This is a genomic window from Pseudanabaena sp. UWO311 (genome assembly GCF_006937785.1).
GTDB lineage: Bacteria > Cyanobacteriota > Cyanobacteriia > Pseudanabaenales > Pseudanabaenaceae > Pseudanabaena.
Window position 1 is genome coordinate 24,554 of sequence record NZ_SJEE01000029.1, and the last position, 26,903, is coordinate 51,456.

The following is a 26,903-nucleotide window of genomic DNA, read 5'->3' on the forward strand; positions in this document are numbered from 1 at the left end:
GTAACAACGACTAGAGATCGCATCTTAAGCAACGAGAGCGATCGCTAAGTTAATCCGAATATTCGCTTGATTGTTGGATTAGTTTTGCCACCAACCCTGTCCAGCCAGTTTGATGACTAGCATCAATCCCTGAGCCATTATCACCATGAAAATATTCATAAAACAACACTAAATTCTTCCAGTTAGCATCAGTATCAAATTTTGATTTTTTACCACTTTGCGAATCATTTACAGCGCGATCTCCTTGCTCGGCTCTTACAAAGATATTAATTAATGGGAAAACAAACCCTGATTTCACTAAATTGGGACATGCTATCGTTTCAAATTCTGTAACAGAGAAATAATCTTTGTAGAATGCCCCTTAAGATTATTAGGACTTACGCAAAAGGAAAGTAAGCAATTTAATGTATTGGAATGTATAGAAATGTTACTGAAATCATCATTAAATTCAAAATTGATTGCTTCTAGCTGTGTGACTCTGCTCAGTATCACGGCACTTTTAGCAAGGCCGTTAATTAGTATTGCTTGTTCGAGAGATTCAGGTATACCCAAGCATATTGATCAACTCGTCATGTCAGATACTCAAAAAGCAAAAATCTTAGAGGATTTAAGAACTCGATTAGGATTGCCTAAACCTGCTGGCGAATATCTGAAAATTACTCAAGTCGAAGACATCCTAATTAGCGATTTTGATATTAAGATTGATTCAAAAATGGTAAGCTTTCCAATTTGGCGTGTAACCATTCAAGCGCAAGAGCAGTCTTGGGTTTATCTTGCTTATCATGATGAGTCCATTGCTTTTGATGCAGTCGCCAGTGTCCCAGAAAAGGTTCGCATTGCCTTGGCAAAAAAAATGAGAATTCCATCAGTTAAAGATCTACAGATTAAAGCTGCTGAATTGGTGACAAACATGAGGCAATGTCCAATCAATGCTGGATGCTTAGCAGGATATGAACTAAATTGGCGAATTTTGGCGGCGAATGAAAACAGTGTAAAGATCTATGATTTCGATCAAGAAGGAGCGGACTGGCAGCGCTGGTCAAAAGAGCAGATAAGTAGTAATGGACTTCCTACAAAGGTCAAATCTGCGGTAATGCAAGACGTGATTAACCGATCGCTAATAATTCCACCAAATTTAAATATTGAGAGTATCAAACCTGTTACTTGGAATGACTGTGGTAGCGCAGGTATCGATTCACCTACGCCTATGCCGAGAGGAACCTGTGCCAATGTTAGTTTCTCTGGTTGGCAAATGCGGGTGCGCTCTGGTGCTATCATTTATACTTACTATGTGCAATCTAATATAGATAGCTTGCCAGTGCCAGATGGAATGCAGAGTATTCCGCCAACAGTTTTAGAACAGGTCAAGCAAGATATCGCCCAGCGGACAAAAGCTTTAGCTCAAAACATTAGAGTGATGACAGTCTTACCTCAATATTTCGATCGCTGTTTAGATGCTGCTGGGAAAGACTGCCAGAATGGCATAATTGCTGGTTGGCAAGTAATGGCTGTTAGCGACACAGTCAGAGGGGACGGCGCTCAAGCGTCTTGGCTTTACCATACCAGTCTCAATGGGGAACAAATTCGCTTTGTTAAATTAGGCCCTTATTTCGCCATCCCAGCATTTGTCACACCAGTGTTGCCAAGATAAAGAACTTGCTTTGCTATAACTGAACCATCATGAAATCGCCAATAATTTTAGGTTTAATTTCTCTCCAAATCTTAGGTTGCGGATTTGGCGGGATTCATCCTAGCTTTGCTGAGATGCGGTTACCTGTTTCAAATTTTTGTCGCACCGAATTTCTAAATGAAAGCGAGCGTCGCTGGAATGCGATCGCTAACCCGAAACCTCAGGAGATATGGGTTCAACCACAGGAGATGTGGGCTCAGATCAGTGCGGAAATTGATGAAGCGCTAAGTCAAAATGATTCGGCACTATCGATCGCAACACTCAAAAGAACTCATTCAGCTCTGCCACATTATGCCCGATGGTTAACTGCGATCGCGCCAGATCGCATAATTTCGCTAAGCGATCGCATTGTCGCATTGGCAAAGACAATCGAGAATGGCTTACCCAAGAGCCTAGTACTGATCAATACGGCTCAAATCTATCAAAAGAATGGACAGCCAGAAAAGGCTCAGCAATCTATTAAACTAGCTATTCAATCATTGGACGGTAGACCAATTTCAGCGACTAATCCAGTCGCTTTCCCAATTGTTTACATGAAACTTGCCGAAGCGCTGGTTGAGGTTGGGAATCCAGTTGGAGCCACAAAATATTTTGATATAGCTTTTGCCCAAACCATTAAACTAGAAGATCTATTTGCGCGTAATAAATTTCTAGAAGAATTAATTGATTTCTATTTAAAAATAGAACAACCCGACAAAGCTTTAACCTCGTGGCAACAACTTCCCAAAGATGATGATTCTTATACTATCAATTTGATTAAAATTGCGGGTGGCTACGCCAAACTTAAAAATTTATCTAAGTCTGCTCAACTACTCGAATCAGTCCTCACTAAGATATATGCGATCGCAAATACAGAACAGAGAGAATCAAAATTGACGATGTTAGTTGTCAGCTATGCGTCTAGCGGTGATTTCCCTCGATTGATGTCGATCATGGCAAATATGCGTAGAGCGAATGCTGCACGCGCGATCGCATGGCTCGCGATCGCTGGCGAAGCACGTAAGGCCAATCAGCCTCAAATCGGCAAACAAGCCCTCACTCAGATGATTGCTGATGGGAAGGCGAGTAATATTCGAGGCAACTTCGACGATCGGCGAGATATGCAATGGAGTGCCGAAATGAGAAGCTTATCTAATTATCAAGGCTATACTCTAGAACTGCTGGAATTTATGAAGGAAATTGGCTCTCCAAATTCTTTGCCATTCATTATCGGCGATCTAGTTCAAAACCAAAAATTTGACGCAGCCCAAAAGTTGATCCCAAAGCCAATGATGATGCAAATCGATGCTGATGTATCTGATGTAAGTGAATTTTGGCTTGAGAAAATTGCGTTAGAGGCTGCCAAAGCAGGTCAACCTAAGCAAGCGATGCAAAGGGTTGCTAACGAAACTGATTTAAAGCGACTACTGATGTTTGCTGAGGCTTTACGGCAAGGTGGCAATACCAATGAAGCCGATCGCCTATTTAATCTCGCTCAAAGCCAAATATCTGATTCATCATCAATTAGAGATCGAGCTGCGATCGCGTCTGCTCTTTTGCAGCAACCAACTCGGGTAAATCAAGCAGAGAAATTTCTTCAGCAAATCCAAGCCCAAATTGCGATAGAGCCAGATCTGGCGAAGCGAACATCATTGCTGATTAGTATTCAGTCAGAATTTATCAATCGACAATCAGGAATCAATTTGCGATCGCGGTATTTCGATTTAGCCAAGCAGCTCAATATTCTTAATTATGTAGACTTTGCCACAACTATGGGCGAGCGGATGCTTAGTCTTCGCGATCCTATTTCGGCATCAATTTTTATCGGCTTTGCTGGTAATGCAATCAATACAAAACTAGAATTCAGTCTTCAGGTAATCGAGATGACTCTGAGCCAAGGCGACAAAATTCGAGCAAGATCGCTACTAAAACATCATCTCTCTTCGCTAATTTCAAGCTCTCAAAATTCGGCAAAATATCTAGAGAGACTCGCAATGCTTTTAGTACAGGTAGGTGATGTGACAACCGCTCAAGATGTCGCTCGCTTGATGAAGCCATCCTCAGAAAGCGATCACTTATCCAAACGGCTTCGCTGTTATTAAGTGAGGTTTGCTTAGGACATAAAACCCAAAATAAAAGTGGCGGCGCTTCGCGCCGCCACTTTTATTTTGGCAGCTATATTTTGGCAAAAGTCTCATCAAGTGAGACTTTTATGACAGAATTTATAAGCACAATGTCAAAAAGTTTTCGTTTAGATAGCCATCATGCTCAAAGCTGGGATTGTCGGACTACCCAATGTGGGGAAGTCTACGTTATTTAATGCCCTAGTTGCCAACGCCAAGGCGGAAGCAGCCAACTTTCCCTTTTGTACGATTGAACCCAACGTTGGCTCGGTGTCCGTCCCTGACGATCGCCTAAATACCCTCGCCGCAGTCGGTAAATCCGCGCAAATCATCGCCACCAGAGTCGAATTTGTAGATATCGCGGGACTGGTCAGAGGAGCAAGCAAAGGCGAAGGACTAGGAAATCAATTTTTAGGAAATATTCGAGTCTGCGATGCGATCGTCCATGTCGTACGTTGTTTTGAAAATGACGACATTATCCATGTTGAGGCTTCGATCGATCCTGCTCGTGATATTGAAATCATCACCCTCGAACTTGCGCTATCTGATTTGGCTCAAGTCGATCGCCGTATCGATCGCACCCGCAAGGCTGCCCGTGCCGATGCCGATGCCAAAATCGAATTAGCAGCCCTTGAAAAAGTCCGCGAGACCCTCGATGCTGGCAAACCTGCGCGTTTAGCTAGTCTCACCGATGAAGAAAAAGAAGCAATTTCAGTATTGCAGTTGCTTACTCTAAAACCGACGATTTATGCAGCGAATGTCTCGGAAGATGATCTTGCTACAGGTAACGCTTTTGTCGATAAAGTAAAGGCGATCGCTGCTGCCGAAAATGCTGAAGTAACAATTGTTTCGGCTCAAGTCGAGTCAGAACTTTTGGAGCTACCCGACGAAGAGCGTCAAGACTTTTTGGAATCTCTTGGAGTCAAAGAGGGCGGCTTAAAATCTTTAATTCGCGCTACCTATCACCTCTTAGGACTCCGCACCTATTTCACAGTTGGTCCTAAAGAGGCGCGTGCATGGACAATTCACGCAGGCATGAAAGCCCCTCAAGCCGCAGGTGTAATTCACTCTGATTTTGAAAAAGCATTTATTCGAGCAGAAACTGTCGCCTTTAAAGACCTTGTGGATTGTGGCTCGATGAGTGCTGCTCGTTCTAAGGGATTGCTCCGCAGTGAGGGCAAAGAATATGTCGTACAAGAAGGTGATGTGATTTTATTCCTCACTAGCGCGTAAACACTAAACCAAGAACTCAAGTTCTTGGCTAAAAGCTCAAGTCCACTGAAGTGGACTAAAGAATATTCCCAAACTATCCCGTTTCAACGGGCTTGAGCTTTTAGCCCGCACTTGAGTGCAAGGCAACTGCTTGAGCGCAAAGCACTGTATGCAAAACAAAAAGACCCAGCCAATGGCTAGGTCTTTTTGTTTCGGAATACTTTAGGATCTTTAGGTCACAGTCAACTGCTGGAAGGATCTCAGGTTTACTAGTAAATTAGGCTAGCGAACTAGAGATAATTAACTAAATACCTTACAGAACAGCCCCAGCACACAGCTCGGAAACCTGAAGACCCATACGTTTACCGCTACTACTATCTGATTGCATGGGCATCACCTCCTGTTATCTAAATGTTTATTATCAAGTGTGGTTCGGCTTGACACCGAAGGTTTATTCAACCTGAAACGTAATATAGCTGACAAATCAGGATTTGACAAGAGCTTAAATGAATTTTCAGTACTTACGGTACTGAAAATTCATTTATACAGCTTTGCGAAAAATGATGATAGTTCTGTTGCTGTTTCGAGCGATCGCATCAGGAATATTTCCATGTATAATCTGCTGCACAAGCCCCTCACGACTTGCCCCTAACATAATTACATCACTTCTCTCCTGATTAGCTAAATCAAGAATCGCATCAGCAATTGATTTAGAACAAATGGGAATCGTTCCAACAGAAAAGCGAAGCGATTTATATAAAGAATCTGCATATTTCTCTAGCTGACTTGCCTGATAATTCTCGTCCGCAGGAGCAAAGATCTGACATAGACAGACTTCTGGATAAGCAGAAAGTGTCATCAGTGCAGGGAGTAATAATAATGCACTCTCAGTATTTGGTCCTCCAGCAATGGGTATTAACCAACGATTGAAAGAAATATTTGGCTTCTTGAATTCTTGATTAAATGGATTAACTTTCTGCAAGCGATCGCTAAATTTGACAAGCATTACATCACAATTTGCTTGCCTTACCACAGTATCCACTGTGTCCCCAAATATGCGATCGGGAGATTTCGATTTACCGTACCAGCTGATTAACAGCAAATCAATCTGGCGATCGCTAGCTACTTCTAGAATCGTCTGACCCTCATCATGAGCGACACGCACTTGCGAATGGATAGAAACTTTCCTCGTCTTAGCAGCATTAGTCACCTGTTGAAATAGTTCTAAACTAGGATTTAAATCAACAGCTGTTGCTGATGGCGACAGATGGGGAGAGATAGAGATAATATGCAAACATTCTAATTCGTAGTTTTGTTTTTCTGCGATCGCAAGCGCAATTTCAATCAAATACATCGCCGTTTGAGGATTGTTCAAAGGCAGCAATAAACGCCCTTTTCCCGTCGCAGTTCCGCGTTGTTGGTAAACAAGATAGGAAGATTTAGATATTTGGGAACTGACCCCACGTAATCGCTTTGACTGAGCGCGTAAAATATCGCTACGAGTGATAATACCAACCAGATTATTGCGATCAATCACAGGTAACCGCGAAAGCTTGTAATAGGAGAGTAGATAGAGAACTTGAGAAAGGCTCTCTTCAGGACTCACCGTAATCGGCTTTTGGGTCATGATTTGGCGGATTGCTACAGAGTCCGACATCTTGCTTTCTTGAGCCTTGACTAAATCCATTTGCGTGAGAATACCGACTAGATGCCCATCAGTGACGACAGGAAAGCCACGATGTCGCGATCGCGCAAATGTCTGTATTGCCTCATTGATGATCATGTCACTGTTGAGGGTCTCTACCTGTTGCTGCATCACATCTATGGCTCTCAGCCCATCCCATAATCCGTCAGTGACAATTTCTGCTTCAAGATGAATGCCTTTCTGTTCCAATAAATGGGTGTACAAAGAGCCAGGAGCATATTTTTCTGTGCAGAGATAGGCAACTACGCTAGTAATCATCAATGGCAGGATGATATTAAAATCCCGCGTGATTTCAAATACAATCACAAAGGCGGTAATTGGTACTTTGGCGACTGCGCCAAAGAAAGCCCCCATTCCCGAAAGTGCATAGGTTGAGAGCGTCCCCATACCCAGTAGCGAATGCTCTAAATTCCCCACCAGTGAGCCAAGAGCTGATCCTAAGATCAAGCTGGGTACAAATAATCCTCCAGAAGTTTCGGCGCTACAGGCAATTAAAGTGAGCACAAATCGGACTACAAAGGTTCCAGCCGTAGCTTGCCAGTTTGATTGTCCCGTAGCCAAAAATAGCTGCAAGCCAGTACTGTCACGAAATTCACTAGGCAACATGGCGATCGCAAGTCCCGACAAACAACCTGCGATCGCAATCCGCCATGCAAATCCAATTTTAAAAAAATTGCGATTCCATTTGATTACGGCAAGTACACTGTGATTAAAGAATGCTGCAAACCATCCAACTAGCAAACCCAGTAATAGGAGAAAAGGAATTTCTTGGGCGGAGAATTGAATGATGGGAATAACTGAGGTAAGGCTATGCCCTGACAACATCAGAGAAACTACACCGCCAATAAACGAAGCAAGAATTGCAGTTCCTAAAGTCAGGCTTGAGACATCATGTAGTAATTCTTCAATTACAAATAATACGCCTGCGATCGGGGCATTAAATCCTGCGGCAAGTCCTGCGGCAGCTCCTGCGGCGATCAGTTGACGCTGATATTCAGGCGAGGTGGGAATCCATTGACTTACTTGTCCTGCGATCGCAGCTCCAATTTGCACCGTTGGCCCCTGACGACCAAGCGCTAATCCTGAACCGAGTGCCAAAATCGTACTGGCAATTTTAACAACGGCAACACGCAGATTTAGTGCGATCGGCACATAACCAAGGGCGGCTTTGACTTGAGGAATGCCACTGCCTGAGGCTTCAGGTGCAAATTGCTCAATTAAAAATCCTGAAAGATATCCGCCTGTCAATCCAATTATGGGTAATGCAAACCATGCTGGTAGGTCATTTGCAATTTGAAGTCGCCACCCTCCGATCCAGCCAATCCCCTGTTTCAACATAACAGCAGCTAGTCCAGCCACTACCCCTATCAAACAAGCTTCAAAAATGGCTAGACGTTTTGGTTTTAACCATTTTTGCCACGATGATATGCCTGAAGCCATAAAAAGTTACTGAATCTTATTTTAAAACTCATTACAGCGAATATCTAAGTAGTTTAACCGACAATGAGTAGGCGATCTTCAAATATCTAAACACCTAATTTGATGTACTTTTCATTCGTCAAGATTTCAGACCAAAGTTATTAGATCTCAGTTAACTCTACTCTATTGCCATCTGGATCTGAAACTACTGCACGCCATCCCCAAGGAGAATTTGCAGGTGCGGAAATAATTGAAGCCCCATACTTTTTAAGTTCGCTGACAGCAGCTTCTAAAGAAGTTACTTGAAATCCCAGTCGAATCGTGGATATTGATTCTGCTTCAGTTACTAATGGATATATTTCAAAGGTGATACAACCTATCTCACTAGCAAAATGCTCTAAACCTTTGCCATGTTGGTGCTTGACGAAAGACATCCCTAACAATTGATAGAATGCAGCAGATTTATCAATATTATTTGAACGGATGACAACCAGATTTAGCAAGATTTTACTCATTATTTCTATCAATTCTTAGATTTCATTCATTGTGATGTAAGCCTCGAATTATTCTCATAAAGTAGGCTGGCAAGCAATTGTTCAGGCTTTGCTCTTGTATGGTGTTAATACTGATGTTACGTGGAAGGATTTCCTGTCATAGCACAGGTCTAGGGCTGGCACGGCGGCACAGCCCCTACAGTACCCTCTAAATTGAGGTAGGGGCAATCCCCCCGTAGTTGCCCTGCTACGCTAGCAGCAAGAGGTCTACCATCTAAGTTCCACGTAACATCAGTTAATAGTCTCTGCCATTCTCCGTATTGCTCTTCAGAAAGTTTTGTTGTCGCAACTAGTTTAGCTTCTTCATCTTGCCACAACAGCACTCTTACCTCGTCTCTGATGTAAAAATAAAGAGTGTGATGTGCTTCGTATAATGAAATTACTGCCCAAACGATACATCCATCAAGTTCGCCTGCGGGCTTTCTCTTTACATCCTTTAGATTCAATATCAGCCGCTCAGCAAGGATATAAATGGCATCAGTGCCAAGAAAAATATTTGAGTCTCTAGTCAACAAATAACATTTAGCCCAGCCATTCTCATCCACAGTGATATGTAAATCGCCATCCTCTCCTTCTAACTTTAGGTCATACATACTTTTGCAAATTAGAATTAATCAAATTTATCATCATCTCTCATAGCTGTGTTGTAGAAACGCGGATTGTTGAGCAAATCTTGGACGACACGATCATTAAGTAAGTCGCGATGCCACCAATGATTGCAGTTCTCTTTTGCCTCGGCACAATATACTTTGCCTTCCGCAACACCGAAAAGAAATACAAACAACTTGAAAATAGAGTGCAATTCTTGCTCTGGCTCTTGCATTATCCATTGATAAAGACTCCATAAATCAGGATGTTTTTTTCGATGAAATGAAAAGAATTGTTCAGCTACTTGAGTACTTGATAAATCTGACAAATTAAAAGCCTCGTCGCAAATATCATCATTGACACCTGCTTGATAAGCAAACTCACACAAAGCATTTGTCAGGGTTTGCTGTTGCGGCAAAGTTAATTCTTGATACCACAAGTCGAAGCCTTTGAAATTAATATGATGTCTAACAAGTTGATTTACACGAATCAAATCGGGTAATTCTAGAATCCATTTATTTTCGTGTAGTTTCATATTTTGTAATCTTATCTACAACTCACACAGCAGTGATTACCGACCGATATTAGACTGCTATGGGCTTCATGAGCTTTGCAAGTAATCGTAGCGCATCATTTACAGAAGCTGAATCTCGAAAGATTTCCGCTACATCTGGATCGAGAATCACAACATTACTCGATCGCATATAGTCTTGATAGTACTTACCACGAACACCACCTGAAAAGTCATATTCAGATTGCAGTTCATCGTTATTATTGATTACTCCAGATTCATGACTCATAGCTTCTTTTCTCCTGTCGAGTGGCTAAACGGGCACTAATCAAACGCACTTCACCTTTCCGTTCCGTATGAGACACGACTAAAAGTCGTTGAAACCTTGTTCGACAATAGAATGATTGGGGTCAGAAATTGTACTAGCCAGTGGATCTCCAAAGACTGTCACAGCTTCTTCAAAAGATACGCCATGCTTTTTGTTATTGCTACTAGCTTTGTCTGAGTCCCACTGAAACTTCATAGATATATTTTATCGATTAGTTAGCTTTCTGTCACTTCAATATTAGACCTATAGACTATATTAAAAGAAATACCACGTTTATCGTTTATCAAGACATAAAACCAAAAAGCGAGTTGCGGCGCGAAGCGTCGCAACTCGCTAAAGAAATAGATTAGACCTTGGCTAAACCACTATGACGCAACAAAGGTGCGGTACTTGGCTCACGTCCTCGGAAGGTTTTAAAGACTTCCATGGGATGTTTGCTACCACCGAGGGCAAGTACCGTATCGCGGTAGAGTCTGCCAGTTGATGCGATCGCCTCATCATTTTCGAGTCCTACTTCCTCAAAGGCTGCAAAGGCATCCGCGCTGAGGACTTCTGCCCACTTGTAGCTGTAGTAACCTGCGGCATATCCTCCAGAGAAGATATGACCAAAAGAACAGAGGAAGTTATCTTCTGGCAGGGGTGGGATTACCATCGTCGTTTCTGCAAGACGCGATCGCAACTGGATGGGAGTTTCTGATCCACCGCTTTGATAACGATGATGCAGTTCGATATCCACAAGGCTGAAATGTAACTGACGCAACATGCCTGAACCACTCATGTAGTTTTTGGAATCGATTAGTTTTTGGTAATAGGATTCGGGTAGAGTTTCGCCAGTTTCATAGTGTTTCGCCATACCAAACAAAGTAGCGCGATCGTAGCACCAGTTCTCCATAAACTGGCTAGGAAGTTCCACCGCATCCCATTCAACATTATTAATGCCTGAAGCACCTGAATAATCAACCTTAGTCAGCATGTGCTGCAAGCCATGTCCGAATTCATGGAAAAGGGTTTCTACTTCCCCAAAAGTCATCAGGCTAGGCTTGCCATCAACTGGAGGAGACTGGTTGCAAATTAGATATGCAACGGGTAACCGAGTAATGGGCTGACCATCTTCGATTACTTTGGCGCGTCCGATGCAATCATTCATCCATGCACCGCCACGCTTTTCCGCAGGACGACTATAGGGATCGAGATAAAAATAGGCGATCGCTTGATTTTGTTCGTTTTGAATTTCAAAGAAACGGACATTCTCATGCCAGATTGGCGCTTTGCCATCCGCCGCAACTACTGTCACGCCAAACAAGCGCTTTACAAGGGCAAATAATCCTTCCAAAACTTGAGGAAGTGGGAAATAGGGACGCAACTCTTCCACAGTAAAGTTGAACTTAGTTTCCCGCTGACGTTCCGCCCAATAGGAGGTATCCCAATGCTTAAGATCACCTAAGGTCGATGAGCCTTGAGCCTTTGCGAATTCCTTTAACTCTGCATACTCGGCTACTGCGGCAGTATAACTAGACTGACGCAATTCTTCTAGCAATTTCTCAACTGCCTCAACATTAGGAGCCATTTTTCGAGCAAGACTGAGTTCTGCATATGTCGGATATCCGAGCAGTTCTGCCTTTTGCTTACGCAATTCCAGAATGCGATCGATTAATGGAGAGTTATCAAACTCACCACTGGCGGCACGGCTGACAAAGGCGCGATAGAGTTTCTCGCGTAGATCTCGGCGGCAGCTATGCTGCATGAATGGAACATAGCTAGGATAGTCAAGGGTAATGCACCAAGGCCCATTTTCAGGCGTGGCTTTATCATCACCGTCCAGACGAGCCGCTTGGGCGGCTTGAGCAAGAAGACTAGGAGGCAAACCTTCGATTTCTTCGGGCAGCGTCAAAGTCATGCTAAAAGCTTTGGTGGCATCAAGTACATGATTTGAGAAATTAGTGGAAAGTTCGGCAAGTTCCATTTGGATCGCGTTGAACTTCTCTTTCAATTCCCCTTCTAAACCCACACCCGACAATTCTGCATCCCGCATCGCGGCTTCGACGATCCGTTTTTGGGCGGGGTCAAGGTTATCCCATTCCGATGATCCATAAATTGCTTTATAGGCTTTATAAACTGGCTGGCTCTGGCTAAAGCGATTAAAAAATTCAATTACCTTAGGTTGCACTACCTTATGAGCTTCGCGCAATTCGGCACTATTTTTGACACTAAGTAAATGCTCGATCGCACCCCAGCTCCAACCAATGCGCTCAGTCAAACGCTCTAATGGATCTACTAGCCCTGCCCATGTCGGCTGGAGATTGGCTTCGAGTTCGGTCAATCCCTTGCTTGTCTCTTCGAGCAATTGAGTAATTGCAGGAATGACCTGTTCGGGCTTGATATCTGGAAATGGCGGTAATCCTTTGCCGATCAGGAGAGGATTATTAACTTCACTCATAAATTTTCTTTCAAGTAATCTTTAAGATTTGTAAATAGTTACATTAATTATATATCAATGCAGAGTCGGGACTTAGGGTGGCGACTCCATCGAGTTATGGCGGTTATTTCGACAATTAGACCTTGTGCTCTATAGATTGGCGATCGCCTTTTGCATTAGCTCTTTAATAAACGGCACATCTTGCTGGATCAACTCCCATAAAGTATTGAGATCCACTTCTAAATATCCAAACATCAAGCTATCCCCAACACTAGTCAAACGTCGCCAATTAATTTCGGGATACTGATCCATAAAATTAATCGGCAACCGCTTCGCAGTTGCGCCGATCAGACCGATCGCCCTTTCTACAGCAAAAATTGTTTTTTGATCGCAACTAAACTGCATAAAATTTATCCCTGATACAAATGACTCCGTAGCTGCGATCGCTTCTAAAATGTCCTGAATTTGAACTTCCAGTCGATGGTTATTATTCTCGATTTCCGCAGGAATACTCACTTCACTTATATTCATTAGCTTTTTTCCATATATTGAGAACTAGGGACCTTGTGAAGAGCCACCTGTGTTAGACATCTCGAAAGTTTACAATATTACCAATGACCGCGATCGCAGGTGGGGCAAAGTTATTTTCTTGCACAAGTTTAACAATATTACCCAAACAGCCAATTAATTCTGACTGATCTGTACGTGTTCCTTGGCGGATTAAAGCTACAGGTGTAGATTCAGACAAGCCTGCTGCAATTATTTTAGGGACAATTTCACCTAAATTATGTAATCCCATGTAAACCACAATCGTCTCAGCAGCTTGAGCGATCGCTGTCCAATTGATCTGTGGGCGATATTTCCCAGCCGACTCATGCCCAGTCACAAAAATTACCGACGAACTAAAGTCGCGATGAGTCAGCGGAATTCCTGCATAGGCTGGAGCCGCAATCCCTGAAGTAATTCCTGGGACAACCTCAACCGCAATCCCAGCCGATCGCAAATCTGCCATCTCTTCACCACCACGCCCAAAGATAAACGGATCACCCCCCTTCAAGCGCACCACGATCGCATGAGTTTTCGCCTTCTCTATTAATAACTGCGTAGTCTCCTCTTGCAAAAGTGAATGATTGCCACGGCGCTTACCCGCATGAATTTTTTCGGCGATCGGATTAATCATGGCAAGGATTTCATCACTAACTAAAGCATCGTAAAGCACTACATCACATGTTTCTAGCAAGGATTTGCCCTTAAGTGTCATCAATCCTGCATCACCAGGTCCCGCTCCCACCAAATAAACCTTACCTAAAACCCGATCTAAGGCAGGCTGAATAACTTCTTGTAAATCTGTTTGTAAATCTGTATTTGTCATTCGTTATCAAAACTTTAATCAAAACTTGAGTATCTAAGCCAAATATTGCAAGGCGATCGCATCTTCATTTTCCTCATGTATTCTATTTGTTATAGCAATTTATTGAGATTTTCAATTTGTCACAGACAATTTGGAGAGATCTAGATTAGCGAAGCTTTTATTCGCAAATCTAGATCGTTAAAAATGTTGAGACGCAGCCATCTTGTCAAGCCAAATCAAGGAGAACAGAAGAACACTCACAGAATTAATTGATTAATTTAATTAAATTTAATTAAAAGGGTATGTCTAAAAATCTTCTTGAGCTGTAACGAGTACAACGAATCAAAATGAGGCAGGCGTGAATCTTACTGACTTTACCAAAGCAAATCTTACCAAATCAAGCCTAGAAGGAATCAACCTCAAGGGAGCAGATCTAAAGCGCGTTAATCTTAGTAACGCCAAACTTGCAGACTCTATGCTTTCCAAAGCAAACCTCAATGGCGCATTTCTCCATCGAGCCGATCTCAGCCGAGCCAATCTAGTCGAAGCAAATTTAACTGAAGCAAATCTTACATCAGCATTCTTAATTAGTGCTGACCTTCAACGAGCCTGCCTCAATGAAGCTTATCTAGTTGCCGCCAATCTCAATTCGGCAAATTTAACTAGCGCATCTCTGATTAATACCGATCTCAGTCTTGCCACCCTCACAGGAGCCTGTCTCAATGGCGCAAATCTCAGCCGAGCCAAGCTGAATGGCGCATTTTTTATTGAGTCGAACTTATTGGGAGCCGATCTCAGTGATTCTGACTTTACTGGGGCACTAATGATCAAGGCGAATCTCAGTGGAGCTAATCTCAGTCAAGCTTGTTTGATGAATGTTGATTTGACAGAAGCTAATCTTACAGGCGCGGAATTGCATGGAGTTGATCTTTGTGGCGCAATCCTAAATGCAGCAAATCTCAATGCCGTCGATCTTGTCGAGGCAAATTTGAGTGGTGGTTCACTTAGTCGCGCTAACTTGGGCTGGGCAAATTTATTGGGCGCAAACTTAGAAAAAGCTAATTTAGTTGGTTCTGACCTGAGCTGGGCAAATTTGAACGAAGCCAACCTGACCGAAGCAGATTTGAGCTGGACCAATTTGACGGGTGCATTTTTGATGAAATCTAATCTCAGTGGTGCAAACCTCAATGGGGTTAATCTTTCTAATGCAAATTTGAGTGGCGCAAATTTGAGTGGCGCAAATTTGATGGGTGCGAATTTAAGTGGAGCTGATTTAAGTAATGTTGATCTGCGTGGGGCTTACTTAATCCGCACCAATTTACATAATGCAATTTTAAATGAGGCTAATTTGACTGGTGCAAATCTCGATGAAGCGATATTAAATGGAGCCAGCTTAAATAGGGCAAATCTCAATCGGGCAAATCTCACTAGAGCCAGCTTAACAGGCGCAAACTTGAAAGGAGCTTTTATGTTGTGGACAAACTTAAGAGGGGCTTTTATGTTGTGGACAAATTTGGATGGCGCAAATATGACAGGCGCAATTTTGCCTACAGACAAATAAAAAGTTTTTAGACTCTCGCCCCCTAGCACCCTCTCCCAGAGGGTAAGAGAAAGACTCTGGTTCCCCTCTCGCTCAGAGAGATTGGCTAGGGGTGAGGGTTCCACGTAACAATATGGTGTGAAATAGTAATGAAAGCTAGAGAACTTGTCGATCGCTATAATCAAGGCTTTCGAGATTTTAGTGATACCGATCTCAATCGTGAAAATCTCAGTGGTATGGGTTTGACCGCGATCGATCTGGCTAATGCCAATTTGAGTGAAGCGAACCTATCCTCCACCACTCTAAATGAAGCGAATTTATATGGTGCAAAGCTAAGTAAGACCATCCTACACCGTGCTAGTCTCAGTGACGCAAATCTCTGTGATGCGGATCTAAATGGTGCTAGTCTGATTAAGGCTGATTTGCATGGTGCTAGGTTGGAACGAGCGAATCTAAGAGATGCAGACCTAACTGGCGCAAATCTCAATGCGGTGAGTCTCGCTAACTCTGACTTGACTGGAGCTAATTTAAGTTGTGTGTCTCTAGTCGGAGCCAACCTAGAGGGAGCGAATCTTGCAGAAGCATTTTTGAAAGGAGCAAACTTTGATGGGGCAAAACTAAATGGAGCTAATCTTGAAGGTGCGAATCTAAGTGGTGCAAGTTTTAGTGAAGCTAATCTTAGCCATGCAAATTTTTTGGCATGTGATCTTTCCCATGCAAATTTATATGCAGCCAATCTTAGTGATGCCTTATTAGTCAAAGCTGATCTAAGTGGGGCAAATCTAAGTGGGGCAAATCTTAATGATGCCAACCTTAATGATGCCGATCTTAATGGTGCATTTCTGGTTGATGCACAGCTAGGTCGAGCCTATCTAGATGGAGCAAATCTTAGTAAATCCAATTGCTATAAAGCGAATTTTAAAGGTGCATTTTTACTAAGGACAAATCTAAATGGTGCAAATTTAAACTGTACAGATTTCTCCAATGCTTCTCTGCAACCAGTCGATCAAGAGGCAGATCGAAATCCAGAGTATGTAACTGAGTAGAACGGTTCGTAAAAATTAAGCCATTTGCAGTAGAAACTGTAATGGTATGTAGGTACGTCTTGTCTAGAGAGAGAAAACCATAAAAAGCGATCGCACTAGAAAATAATCAGTTAGGAATGAAACATGAACGTAACTACAAAAGAAATTGAAAAAGAATCAAAAAGTGCATCAACAAGCCCAAAATATAAACGCATTTTACTAAAACTCAGTGGCGAAGCTCTTATGGGCGATCGCAGTTTTGGGATCGATCCTGAAGTTGTCCAAGACATTGCCCTACAAGTAGCCGAAATTGTTAAAGATGGGACTGAGGTAGCGATCGTTGTTGGTGGCGGCAATATTTTTCGCGGTATTAATGGTGCTGACAAAGGTATGGATCGTGCCACAGCTGATTATATTGGCATGATCGCTACTGTAATGAATGCACTGACTTTGCAAGATGCATTTGAACATCTGGAGGAACCGATTCAGACAAGAGTGATGTCAGCGATCGCCATGCAGGAGATCGCTGAACCATATATCCGCCGTCGTGCCATTCGCCACCTTGAAAACAATCGGGTGGTTATTTTTGGCGCAGGCTCAGGTAACCCTTATTTCACCACTGATACGACAGCGGCTTTACGTGGAGCGGAAATTGATGCGGAGGTGATCCTGAAAGCAACAAAAGTCGATGGTATTTACGATAGTGACCCGAAGAAAAATCCTGACGCAAAACGCTTTAAATCTGTAAGTTTTGACCATGCTTTGATCAATGATTTAAGAGTGATGGATGCAACAGCCTTTGCTTTATGCAAAGAAAATGGTATTCCAATTATTGTGTTCGATCTCGGTGTTACAGGTAACATTCGTCGCGTCATCATGGGAGAATCGATCGGTACTTATGTTGGAGGCTCTTGTGAAATTAACTGATGTTGAGGCGCGAATGCAGAAAGCTGTAGAAGCGACCCAGCACAATTTTAATAGTGTGCGAACGGGGCGTGCTAATGCTTCGCTATTGGATCGAATTACGGTGGAATATTATGGGGCAGAGACACACCTCAAAGCTTTGGCAAATATTTCTTCGCCTGATGCTACGACCTTGATGATTCAGCCTTTCGATCGCAGTAGTATGCGAGCAATTGAGAAGGCAATCTCTGAGTCGGATATTGGGCTAACCCCAAACAATGATGGCAGCAGTATTCGTCTAAATATTCCACCATTGACTACCGATCGCCGTAAGGAGTTGGTAAAAATGGTTTCTAAACTTGCTGAAGAAGGCAAGGTCGCAGTGCGTAATGTGCGTCGTGATGCGATCGACTCATTGCGGAAGCTAGAAAAGGCAAAAGAAATTTCTGAAGATGATTCTAAAAGCCAACAAGAACAAGTAGATAAGTTAACGGATAAGTTCGTTAAAAATATCGATAAGGTTACAGCCGAAAAAGAAAAAGAAATTTCCACAATCTAAAAACAAAAAGCGGCGCGATGCGCCGCTTTTTGTTTTTAGATAAGATAAGATTGTAAGCTCAAAATTTGCTAGGTAAATATGAACGCTTTAACCATCAGCCTAGATTCTGTAATTGATCTCACCGATGAGCAGTTTTTTCAGCTTTGCCGCCAAAATAGCGACCTTAGATTTGAGCGCAATGCTCAAGGGGATATGACAATAATGGCTCCAGCAGGTAGTGAAACAAGTTCACGAAATTCAGATTTAAATGCCGATTTAGTGTTCTGGAATCGTCGCACCAAGTTGGGTATTGTCTTTGATTCTTCAGGTGGCTTTAAGCTTCCTAGTGGCTGCGATCGCTCTCCCGATGTCTCATGGATCTTAAAGGAACGTTGGGAATCATTAACATCAGAACAACGCGCAAAATTTGCTCCGATTTGTCCAGATTTTGTGATTGAGTTGATGTCTCCTAGCGATAGTCTCAAGGTGACTCAGGCAAAGATGCAGGAATATCAAGATAATGGCGCAAGGCTTGGCTGGCTGATTAATCGCCAAGATCGGGAAGTAGAAATCTATCGGATTGGAAAACCCGTAGAAGTTTTAAAATCCCCTGATTTTCTCTCAGGTGAAGATGTGTTGCCTGAATTTATCTTGAATCTTGAGGAAATTTGGTGAATATATTCAAAAACAAAAAAGAAGCACCCAAAGGGTGCTTCTTTTTTGTTTTTGAATTAGGGATTTTAGAAATTCATTTCTGCTGCTTGGACTTTTTCGACTTGCTTCTTCTTCAGTACCAACAAAATTTGGGTAACGATAACAGAAGCAAAGAATGCTAGCAACCACTGAATGCGGCGAGGATCTTGCAAGACGATTTCGCCATCATGCTGACCAAACCCACCAACATTAGGATTTGTGGTTAGAGGAGAACCAACTCTAACATCACTACCAGGTTCCACAACTAGTTCAGCACCAGCAGGAACCTTCTCAACAGCAATGCTGCCATCAGTAGTTTGGATCGAAATTTCATAACCACCGTAGACATCTTCATCTTCATTTGGTGCGATCGGGCTGATCTGAGTAACTAGACCAGAAACCGAAGAGTTATATTCGTTGTTATTGCTCTTTTCACCAGTAGGATAAACCTGTCCACGACCACGGTTACCACCAGCGCTTACAGAATATTTCAAGAAGTGAATGTTCTTATCTTTAGCAGGATCAGGAGCAAGTACTGGGAAAACAATTTCCGAATAATCATCACCAGATACTGGTCCAACTAAGACGATATTTTCTTGAGTATCACTGTAGGGTTGGTAATAGGTATCCTTGACTTTTTCCTTAAGCTCCTCAGACAAGCGCTCTTCAGGGGCAATCTTGAAGCCTTCAGGTAATACTAAAACTGCGCCAACATTTAAACCTGTTTTGCTGCCATCAGCGCTTACTTGTTGTTTGGTGTGGTCGTAAGGGAGTTTGACAACAGCTTCAAACACAGTGTCTGGAAGAACAGCTTGAGGTAGTTCTAACTCGATCCCTTTTTGGGCTAGGTGACAGTTAGCACAAACGATACGGCCAGTGGCTTCACGAGGATTTTTATATGCTTCTTGAGCAAAATAAGGATAAGCCTGAGCTGATTCAGTATTCAGCCCAAAGAGTAAAGTTAAACTTGTGAGGATGCACAGACTGACTCCCACAATCAAACGGTTGGCACGGAACAAAGCTTTTTTCATGTATAAGTTCAAATGTATTTCAAAGACCAATTTGGATATGTTTAGGATAGACGGCGCGGAGCGCTGTCTATCCTAAACCCTTTATTTTAAGACCACCAAGGCGATTCGTTGGTGCGGAAGTCAGTTTCTGTCCAAGTGCTAAATTGCACAACATCATCGGAGACTGTGGCATGGGCAAGAGCGAGAGATAGTGGCGCAGGACCACGTACAACTTTACCTTCAGCGTTGTACTGAGATCCATGGCAAGGACACATAAATTTGTTCTCGGCAACATTCCAAGGTACAACGCAACCAAGGTGAGTACAAACTGCGTTTAGTCCGTAAGAGGCAATTTCTTTGTTGTCGGTAACGACAATATAAGTGGGGTCGCCTTTGAGTCCTTGGGCAAGTACGCGATCGCCTGCTTGATGACTAGCTAAGAAAGCCGAAGCAACAACATCATTACCAAGCGCATCTTTAGCTGCAACACCACCGCCCGTACCGCCACGAGAAGGAGGTACAAAATAGGCTAAGAAAGGAACAGCCGCACCAAGGGTGGTTACTGCCGCAGCGCCCCCCAAAATTAAGTTCATAAATTGGCGACGACCCATGCTAGGGACATCGGCGGATGTAGAAGCTTGACTCATAAATTTGACTAAGGATTTTGCTGAGAAATATTACGTTTTATATATCGCTTCCTACCATGATATCGACAATCTTTGGACATCTCTCTAGTTGTTTTGCAACGAAATGTTAAGCACTGTGATTTTAGCGAATATTGTTAAGCTTAACGTCAGCAAGTAATTCTAATTGTAAAACTGATTTTGGTGTTTTGAAAGCCAAAGGCGCTGGAAATACCAAAATCGTTTTTTTGAAAGCCCACTATCGGTGGGCTTTCAAAAAAACGATTTTTATAATGAGAATTGCTAAAACGTCATTTCTGTTTAAGTGTTTTGGGTTGAGAAAGGTTACGCTTAGCGTAACCTTTCTCAAAAACTAGTTATAAATTTTCTGAGACTTGATTATGCCCATATGAATGAAAAATTCACGTCGCAGTTTTCTAAATATCGGATATTGGGTTTAGTTGGCAGGGGGCAATTTGGCAAGGTCTTGTGCGCGCGGATGCGAGATACAGGAAAATTGGTCGCACTTAAGGAACTAGAGCATAAGCGATTTCCCACTAGTAAGCTCTTACGCGAACTACGATTTTTGTTGACTTTACAGCATGAAAATATAGTTACTTGCACTGCGCTTATGCATCACCAAAATTATCGCTATTTGGTGATGGACTACTGTGAGGGTGGGACATTAAGAGATCTAATGAACCATAGCAAGACATTATCAGTCCAGCAATGCTTTGATTTGATTAATGAGATTCTGCTGGGGTTAGAACATGCCCATGGGGAAAATATTATTCATTGCGATATCAAGCCTGAAAATATATTGCTAAAAATTACAGCTAAGGGATGGCTTGCCAAAATTTCTGATTTTGGGATTGCTCGTCTTAGCCAAGAAATAGGGCTTGACAGCAATAATACTGGTTCCCCAGGATATATGGCTCCTGAACGATTTTATGGTCAGTTTTCGGCAGGTTCAGATATTTATGCGGTTGGGATTATTTTGTATGAGCTTTTTGTTGGTAAGCGCCCTTTTTCAGGAATGCCCAACGAGTTAATGAATGCTCATTTAAATCATCGGATTACTATTCCCGATCGCTTGCCCCGATCGCTTGCCAAGATTATTACAAAATCACTCGAGAAACTGCCAAAGCGCAGATATACTTCGGCAAAAGAAATGCGGCAGGATCTTGAGGAAATTCGTTCTGAAGATTTTAGCCAGATTAAAATGGGGGGCGATGTCGAAAGTTGTGCGACTATCCTCTTCTCTAATAAGTCTGAACATTTCGCGCAGAAAAAAACAGATGCAAAAATTATTGGGCTAGTTGGCGCGGAAAAATCTCGTTTTTATAGTACTTCTAGTTTTCTTTTGCATTGGCATAGGTTGAGCCTTGATCAGTCAGAACAAATTGCTAAATCTGAATATGAGATTGAGGCGATCGCTTTTGCCCGTAAGACTTTATTTGCGATCACTAACCGATCCATCTATCAATTTGGTCAGGGAAAGCCAAAATCTTTACATCATTCAGTCCAACCATTTAAATGGGCAATTTCTCCCCATGGTGACTGGTTTGCCGTATCTACGGGGAAACAATTAGAAATCCGAAATTTAGTCTATAACCGAGCCATGCGCTTGGAGTTCGCAACTAGGGACTTAAGCTGCATAATTGCCTTTGATCAACATCATTTATTGGCGATCGCTAATAAATCAGAAACTAATGAAAGTCGGGTGATCGTCATTTCTCGTCGCTGTAATGTAATGTACCGATTGCCTCTGCCTATCGCAATCAATTCTGGGATTGCGACATTTACTCAGAATCGTGTACTTCTGCTAGAAGCTGGCAATCATAAAAATATCTTTTTGCTTGATCTCACCCCTTATCGACTTATACGGATTCCCTTAGAATACGAAGCCATACTTATGGTGGCAACGCCTTGGGGATATGCGATTACAGCTAATTACAATGAGCAGCAGACAATTTTGATCTTGTTAGATTTGCGCGGTAACAATATCAATAATTTGATTATTGATGGTGAAGTGACAGCGATCGCGCCAGTTGATATTAATTTATTAGCGATCGCCACTTCAGAAATATCTGGTTATAAGCTTTATGCGATCAATCTTAAAAAGCTAGAAGTTAATCTTGTCTTTTAAAACAAAAAAGGCGGCGCTATGCGCCGCCTTTTTTAGATTTGTGAAGCGGAGGATCGCTTACGTCGTGAAGCTTCAGGAGATTGAATTGGCACAAATTCCTTGGAGGCTTCTGACGGCTCACCCCTTAGATCAGAATTTTCATCCGTATCCGCTGAATCAACGGATTGCGCCCTATTCACCCTCAAAATTACTCCGTTAGAAGTGCCATTAGTCTTTACAGGGACACTGACTGGACTGCTGTTTAACACTTCAGATGGTAACTCGGTAATTTCTGATTCTGCAAATCTTTCCTCAAAGTCATCTTCTCGATCTGCCGAATTATTTGTTTCAGCGGTTGAATCAAATCTTGATTCTGAGCTTGATTCATTATTTGATTCTGCACTAGATCGTAGGTTGCCCATATTATTAGCAATCTTAGGAGCTTGACCTGGCAAAGCAACTGTCACAATTACATTGCGCGGATCTTTAACTTCGCGATCAAGCAATACCAAGGGAGAAACGCCAATTAGGGAATAGACATCTTGCTCTTCTTCGGTCATCTCCACCACAATTAACTCTGGTGGCTCAATGACTTTGGTGCGAATTTCGCGCTTATTAGGACGCTCAGGTAAATTTTCAGCAATAACTACAGGTGTAGCATCAGTTACTTCAACCAATTCTTCGCTTGGTTCTGCGATCGCTTTAGTTGCAGGAATGTTGCTAGCAATATTGGGCAAAGACAATTTCGCTGGAACAGATCGATCAACGACAATTTCACGTTCAACGCGGGGCTCAAAACGTGGCTCAATTAATGGTTCAATGCGCGGCTCAAAGCGCGATCGCACATCTACAACAGGAGCTACTTTTTCTGGCTCACGAGACTCGCGTGAATCTTTGTTAAGCATCGCCCGTTTACCGCGTCTACGCAAATTCCCACGCTCTTGATAGCTCGGATGGTTTACCAAATTAGGTTCCAGCCCACCACCCAAATCAGAATCCCCATCTTCATACTCAGAGGTAAAATCAAGCTGATTAGATTGCTTCGATTCCCAAGTCCGTGATGTCGCATCAACAGGTTGTCCTGCTGCTTCCCCAGGTAAATGCATTAAATGTCCTAAGCCCCCACAGGTAGAGCAAGGACGACCAAACAATTCATAGATGCTTTGACCTTGACGCTTACGTGTCAGCTCCACTAGCCCCAACTCCGTAAGCTGCGCAATTTGAGGACGAGATTTGTCCGATTTTAAAGATTTATTAAAATGCTCAAGGAGCTGTAATTGATCGCGGCGAGTGTCCATATCAATGAAGTCCACCACAATTACGCCAGCAATATTTCGTAAGCGCACTTGACGAGCAATCTCTACAGCAGCTTCACAGTTTGTCCAAAGCACCGTTTCGCGGGAGGTTTGGGACTTGGTAAATGAGCCAGAGTTAACATCAATTACGGTTAAGGCTTCAGTTGGCTCAATAATAATGTAGCCGCCACTGGGCAGATCGACTCTAGGCTTGAGCGCCTCACGAATGCCAGCATTAACCCGAAAGTATTCTAAAATTGGTGTGCGTTCACGATGGTGATCCAACATCAAACCGCTAGGAATTTTGCCGTCACCCCAGCCCAGCAAATGTTGTTTAATGCGGCGTAGACCATCACTAGTATCGGTAACGATCCGATTAACTTCAGTGCTATACAGGTCTCGTAAAACCCGTTGGACAAAATCTCGTTCGCGATCGAGCAATGTTGGCTGGCGTGTAGTGGCGACATCTTGCTGGATACCTTCCCACTGGCGCTGTAAATTATCGAGATCTTCAATAATCTGCTCCTCAGGCATCCCATCTGCCTCAGTCCGTACCAAAACGCCCATACCCGCAGGCTTAACCAAAATGGCAAGGGCGCGTAGACGATTACGCTCAGCCTCACTACGAATGCGTCGAGATAGGTTTACGCCACGACCAAAGGGCAGCAGCACCACATAACGACCTGGCAAGGAAATATTTCCCGTTAAGCGGGGACCTTTGTTGCCTGTTGGCTCTTTCATTACCTGCACCAGCACTCGCTGTTGCGGTACGACTAGATCGCTGATCGAGCCAGACGATCGCCTCATTTTTAAGGGACCGAGGTCAGTAATGTGAATGAAGCCATTGCGATCGCCGTCACCAATATTTACAAACGCCGCATCAATACTGGTTAAAACATTTTCGACAACGCCCAAGTAAACATCCCCAACTTGGTGAGTTCCTGCGGCAACAACAATTTCTTCAATTTGATCTTCGCTAAATACAGCAGCAATTCGATACTGCTCGGCAATAATTATTTGCTTTGGCATTCAATTTCCTCAGAATTTCTTCGATTCAAGAGAGCCAGCCTAAGAACCTACCTGAAAAAAATTTTTTCTAAACTTCATATAAAAAATATTAAAAAAAATATCTTTCAAACCCTTTATATAAGTAAGTTGACTTAATTAAAATTCGGATTCAAAACCTATGTCGCCCACTGCGCAGGTGGCACAGGTTTTGGGCTTTTATATTTAATTGTGCTTACTTACTTAAATAGACTAAAAAAATCTAAATAGGGGTTTCACAACAGAAAATACCAATAACGAAAACAAGAAAAAATTTCGATTGCAACCTGTCTCTATCGTCAACCGATTACTTAGCTATGTACCGAAGCTAGTAATCAGCTGTTGTGCCTGCTCTGACATCACGATAACAAGACATATTGCTTTGTATGGAAAATTGGTGGGATTTCGTTAAAAGAATTAAGTTATTTCTTAGACTGGCGTTTATTAGACTATCTAAAAGGTGCTTACACCATTTGCCCACAGCATTCAGCCTGTAGGTAAAACAGCGTACTTGATAATTCAAGTTTATGATTATGGTATGTAAGCTTGATCGCTTAACTAACAGCTAGATGCGTTTTAGCTAGCAGTCAGCTTAAGCCTATCGTAGTATTATAGCGCAGCTTTGAGCGTAACTATTTCTTAATAGTGTTTTAATATTGATAGTTATGTTGGGGATACGGCGCAGCTGCATCACCAACTTTAAAGTGGTTACGACGGAAATACAGCTGGGCTATATTTCCAACTTTAAAAAATAAAGAAAATGAGGGTAAGGTTCTGAGTACGCGAGTAGTTATCGTCCGTCACGGTGAGAGTAATTTCAACATCCTAAGCAAAATCCAAGGAAGGGGGAATTATGATCGCCCAGAATTGCAGTCTGTATTGACCGACAAGGGCAAACAGCAAGCTAAGCTCGCGGGAAAAGCTCTGGCAAACCTAAGTATCGATGCTGCCTACGCGAGTCCTTTAGTCCGCGCTCAGCATACTGCCAGACTCATTTTGGCTGAAAATTTTAATCCACCTGAGTTAGTTGCTACTGAAGGTCTATTGGAGATTGATCTTAGCGAGTGGGAATCGATGATTTCTCGTGACGTTAAAGCGCAGTTTCCTGAAAAATATCATCTCTGGCAAAATGAGCCAGAGAAATTTCAGTTAGGCGATCGCTACCCAATCCTCGATTTGTTTGAGCAAGCCAAGACCCTATGGGCAGAAATTTTACCTAAACATCAAGGTAAAACGATTTTGCTTGTGGGGCATAGTGGTATTAATCGCGCTTTAATTTGTTCGGCGATCGGTATACCCGTTGACCTCTATCACAATATTCAGCAAGTCAACTGTGCTATTAGCATCCTTAATTTTCAAGGTGAAAGTATTGATGACGGCGTGCAACTTGAGTCCCTGAATCTTGCAAGTCATCTTGAGGATATTTCAGGCTCACCACTACCTCCTGTCAAGAAAAATCACAACGGGCCACGTTTATTGCTAGTCCGTCATGGTGAAACTGAGTGGAATCGCCAAAAACGTTTTCAAGGACAAATCGATGTGCCACTTAATAATAATGGTCATGCTCAAGCTAGACGCGCCAGTGAATTTCTAGCAAAAGTTAAAATCGATAAAGCCTTTAGCAGCCCCATGTTGCGACCTAAAGATACTGCTTTAGAAATTTTAAACAAGCATCCCCAGATCAAGCTTGAGCTTTTTGATGAACTCAAAGAAATTTCTCATGGCTTATGGGAAGGCAAATTTGAGCATGAAATCGAAGCTGAGTTTGCTGGGCAGTTAGCTCTCTGGCAAGCCAAGCCTGAAACTGTGCAAATGCCTGAGGGCGAAAATTTACAGCAAGTTTGGGATCGGGTGGCGATCATTTGGCAAAAAATTGTTGATTCAGTCCCTGCTGGTGAAACTGCCCTAGTTGTCGCCCATGATGCTGTAAACAAAGCGATTCTCTGTCTATTATTTGACTTTACACCTGAGCAATTTTGGGTCTTTAAGCAAGGAAATGGTGGAGTAAGCGTAATCGATTATCCTCAAGGAGCACAGGGCTCTCCAGTTTTGCAGTCTGGGAATATTACCACTCATCTATCTGAGGGTGTGCTCGATCGCACCGCCGCAGGCGCTCTTTAAATACAATTGAGGCGAATGAAACCGATTTTCATGATGGGAATTGCTGGTTTCATTTACCTCAAACTGAAGAGAGACGCATTTTCTGCTAATTTGGTGTAAAGGATTTT

General features: G+C 42.7%; 22 protein-coding genes and 1 pseudogene. 10 read left to right on the top strand and 13 right to left on the bottom strand.

Features of this window, described 5'->3' with window-relative positions:
- Positions 1-49: 49 nt before the first annotated feature.
- Entirely contained in the window at positions 50-298 is a 249-nt protein-coding gene (locus PseudUWO311_RS18475; protein WP_190303564.1) for a hypothetical protein, read from the bottom strand.
- Between the two features lie 273 nt (positions 299-571).
- Here PseudUWO311_RS18475 and PseudUWO311_RS18480 point away from each other — a divergent pair, with 273 nt between their 5' ends.
- The 3 genes from PseudUWO311_RS18480 (at position 572) to ychF (ending at position 5,025) form a co-directional block, all read left to right on the top strand.
- The gene (locus tag PseudUWO311_RS18480; RefSeq protein WP_142656704.1) at positions 572-1,651 is read left to right on the top strand and encodes a hypothetical protein; all 1,080 of its coding nucleotides are present in this window, start codon (positions 572-574) and stop codon (positions 1,649-1,651) included.
- A 29-nt stretch (positions 1,652-1,680) separates the two neighbouring features.
- Positions 1,681-3,771, top strand: a complete 2,091-nt coding sequence (locus PseudUWO311_RS18485) for a tetratricopeptide repeat protein (protein ID WP_142656705.1) — start codon at positions 1,681-1,683, stop codon at positions 3,769-3,771.
- Between the two features lie 162 nt (positions 3,772-3,933).
- Positions 3,934-5,025 (top strand): redox-regulated ATPase YchF, encoded by a 1,092-nt coding sequence (gene ychF, locus PseudUWO311_RS18490; RefSeq protein ID WP_142656706.1) that lies wholly within the window; start codon positions 3,934-3,936, stop codon positions 5,023-5,025.
- Positions 5,026-5,545: 520 nt separating this feature from the next.
- Here ychF and PseudUWO311_RS18495 read toward each other — a convergent pair.
- The 9 genes and pseudogenes from PseudUWO311_RS18495 to cobA form a co-directional block, all read right to left on the bottom strand.
- Positions 5,546-8,149 (bottom strand): chloride channel protein, encoded by a 2,604-nt coding sequence (locus tag PseudUWO311_RS18495; protein WP_142656707.1) that lies wholly within the window; start codon positions 8,147-8,149, stop codon positions 5,546-5,548.
- Positions 8,150-8,289: 140 nt separating this feature from the next.
- On the bottom strand, positions 8,290-8,643 hold the full coding sequence (locus tag PseudUWO311_RS18500; protein ID WP_142656708.1) for a VOC family protein: 354 nt from the start codon (positions 8,641-8,643) through the stop codon (positions 8,290-8,292).
- Between the two features lie 149 nt (positions 8,644-8,792).
- Entirely contained in the window at positions 8,793-9,275 is a 483-nt protein-coding gene (locus PseudUWO311_RS18505) for a hypothetical protein (RefSeq protein WP_142656709.1), read from the bottom strand.
- 17 nt (positions 9,276-9,292) lie between these two features.
- Positions 9,293-9,805: a DUF5958 family protein gene (locus tag PseudUWO311_RS18510; RefSeq protein ID WP_142656710.1), complete on the bottom strand. Its 513-nt coding sequence runs from the start codon at positions 9,803-9,805 to the stop codon at positions 9,293-9,295.
- Positions 9,806-9,854: 49 nt separating this feature from the next.
- Positions 9,855-10,070: a hypothetical protein gene (locus PseudUWO311_RS18515; RefSeq protein ID WP_142656711.1), complete on the bottom strand. Its 216-nt coding sequence runs from the start codon at positions 10,068-10,070 to the stop codon at positions 9,855-9,857.
- A pseudogene (locus tag PseudUWO311_RS24950) lies at positions 10,060-10,304 on the bottom strand (BrnT family toxin). The gene PseudUWO311_RS18515 and the pseudogene PseudUWO311_RS24950 overlap by 11 nt, the downstream one beginning before the upstream one ends.
- 151 nt (positions 10,305-10,455) lie before the next feature.
- Positions 10,456-12,546, bottom strand: a complete 2,091-nt coding sequence (locus PseudUWO311_RS18525; protein WP_142656712.1) for a M3 family metallopeptidase — start codon at positions 12,544-12,546, stop codon at positions 10,456-10,458.
- 129 nt (positions 12,547-12,675) lie between these two features.
- Positions 12,676-13,056 (bottom strand): DUF86 domain-containing protein, encoded by a 381-nt coding sequence (locus PseudUWO311_RS18530; RefSeq protein ID WP_142656713.1) that lies wholly within the window; start codon positions 13,054-13,056, stop codon positions 12,676-12,678.
- Between the two features lie 52 nt (positions 13,057-13,108).
- Positions 13,109-13,897 carry a uroporphyrinogen-III C-methyltransferase gene (gene cobA, locus PseudUWO311_RS18535; protein WP_142656714.1) on the bottom strand — a complete coding sequence of 263 codons (789 nt, stop codon included), beginning with the start codon at positions 13,895-13,897 and terminating at the stop codon, positions 13,109-13,111.
- Positions 13,898-14,234: 337 nt separating this feature from the next.
- Here cobA and PseudUWO311_RS18540 point away from each other — a divergent pair, with 337 nt between their 5' ends.
- The 5 genes from PseudUWO311_RS18540 to PseudUWO311_RS18560 all read left to right on the top strand — a co-directional run bounded on the left by PseudUWO311_RS18540 (position 14,235) and on the right by PseudUWO311_RS18560 (position 18,557).
- Complete coding sequence (locus PseudUWO311_RS18540) at positions 14,235-15,437, top strand: pentapeptide repeat-containing protein (RefSeq protein WP_142656715.1); 1,203 nt, start codon at positions 14,235-14,237, stop codon at positions 15,435-15,437.
- A gap of 128 nt (positions 15,438-15,565) precedes the next feature.
- Positions 15,566-16,462 (top strand): pentapeptide repeat-containing protein, encoded by an 897-nt coding sequence (locus tag PseudUWO311_RS18545; RefSeq protein WP_142656716.1) that lies wholly within the window; start codon positions 15,566-15,568, stop codon positions 16,460-16,462.
- A gap of 123 nt (positions 16,463-16,585) precedes the next feature.
- The gene (gene pyrH, locus PseudUWO311_RS18550) at positions 16,586-17,368 is read left to right on the top strand and encodes a UMP kinase (protein WP_142656717.1); all 783 of its coding nucleotides are present in this window, start codon (positions 16,586-16,588) and stop codon (positions 17,366-17,368) included.
- A complete protein-coding gene (gene frr, locus PseudUWO311_RS18555; protein ID WP_181016087.1) occupies positions 17,355-17,903 on the top strand; it encodes a ribosome recycling factor in 549 nt (182 codons plus the stop codon). The genes pyrH and frr overlap by 14 nt, the downstream gene beginning before the upstream one ends.
- A gap of 78 nt (positions 17,904-17,981) precedes the next feature.
- Entirely contained in the window at positions 17,982-18,557 is a 576-nt protein-coding gene (locus PseudUWO311_RS18560) for a Uma2 family endonuclease (RefSeq protein WP_142656718.1), read from the top strand.
- A 65-nt stretch (positions 18,558-18,622) separates the two neighbouring features.
- On the opposite strand, the gene PseudUWO311_RS18565 is transcribed toward PseudUWO311_RS18560, so the two are convergent.
- On the bottom strand, positions 18,623-19,606 hold the full coding sequence (locus tag PseudUWO311_RS18565) for an apocytochrome f (RefSeq protein ID WP_142656719.1): 984 nt from the start codon (positions 19,604-19,606) through the stop codon (positions 18,623-18,625).
- Positions 19,607-19,692: 86 nt separating this feature from the next.
- Positions 19,693-20,232, bottom strand: coding sequence for a cytochrome b6-f complex iron-sulfur subunit (gene petC / locus PseudUWO311_RS18570; protein ID WP_142656720.1), 540 nt, complete (start codon positions 20,230-20,232; stop codon positions 19,693-19,695).
- A gap of 385 nt (positions 20,233-20,617) precedes the next feature.
- Between petC and PseudUWO311_RS18575 the strand changes: the two genes are divergently transcribed.
- Entirely contained in the window at positions 20,618-22,357 is a 1,740-nt protein-coding gene (locus tag PseudUWO311_RS18575; protein WP_142656721.1) for a serine/threonine-protein kinase, read from the top strand.
- Positions 22,358-22,389: 32 nt separating this feature from the next.
- Here the strand turns inward: PseudUWO311_RS18575 and PseudUWO311_RS18580 are convergent, their stop codons facing one another.
- Positions 22,390-24,660, bottom strand: a complete 2,271-nt coding sequence (locus PseudUWO311_RS18580; RefSeq protein WP_142656722.1) for an Rne/Rng family ribonuclease — start codon at positions 24,658-24,660, stop codon at positions 22,390-22,392.
- A 789-nt stretch (positions 24,661-25,449) separates the two neighbouring features.
- On the opposite strand from PseudUWO311_RS18580, the gene PseudUWO311_RS18585 reads away from it, so the two are divergent.
- Complete coding sequence (locus tag PseudUWO311_RS18585; RefSeq protein ID WP_142656723.1) at positions 25,450-26,796, top strand: histidine phosphatase family protein; 1,347 nt, start codon at positions 25,450-25,452, stop codon at positions 26,794-26,796.
- Positions 26,797-26,903 lie beyond the last annotated feature (107 nt).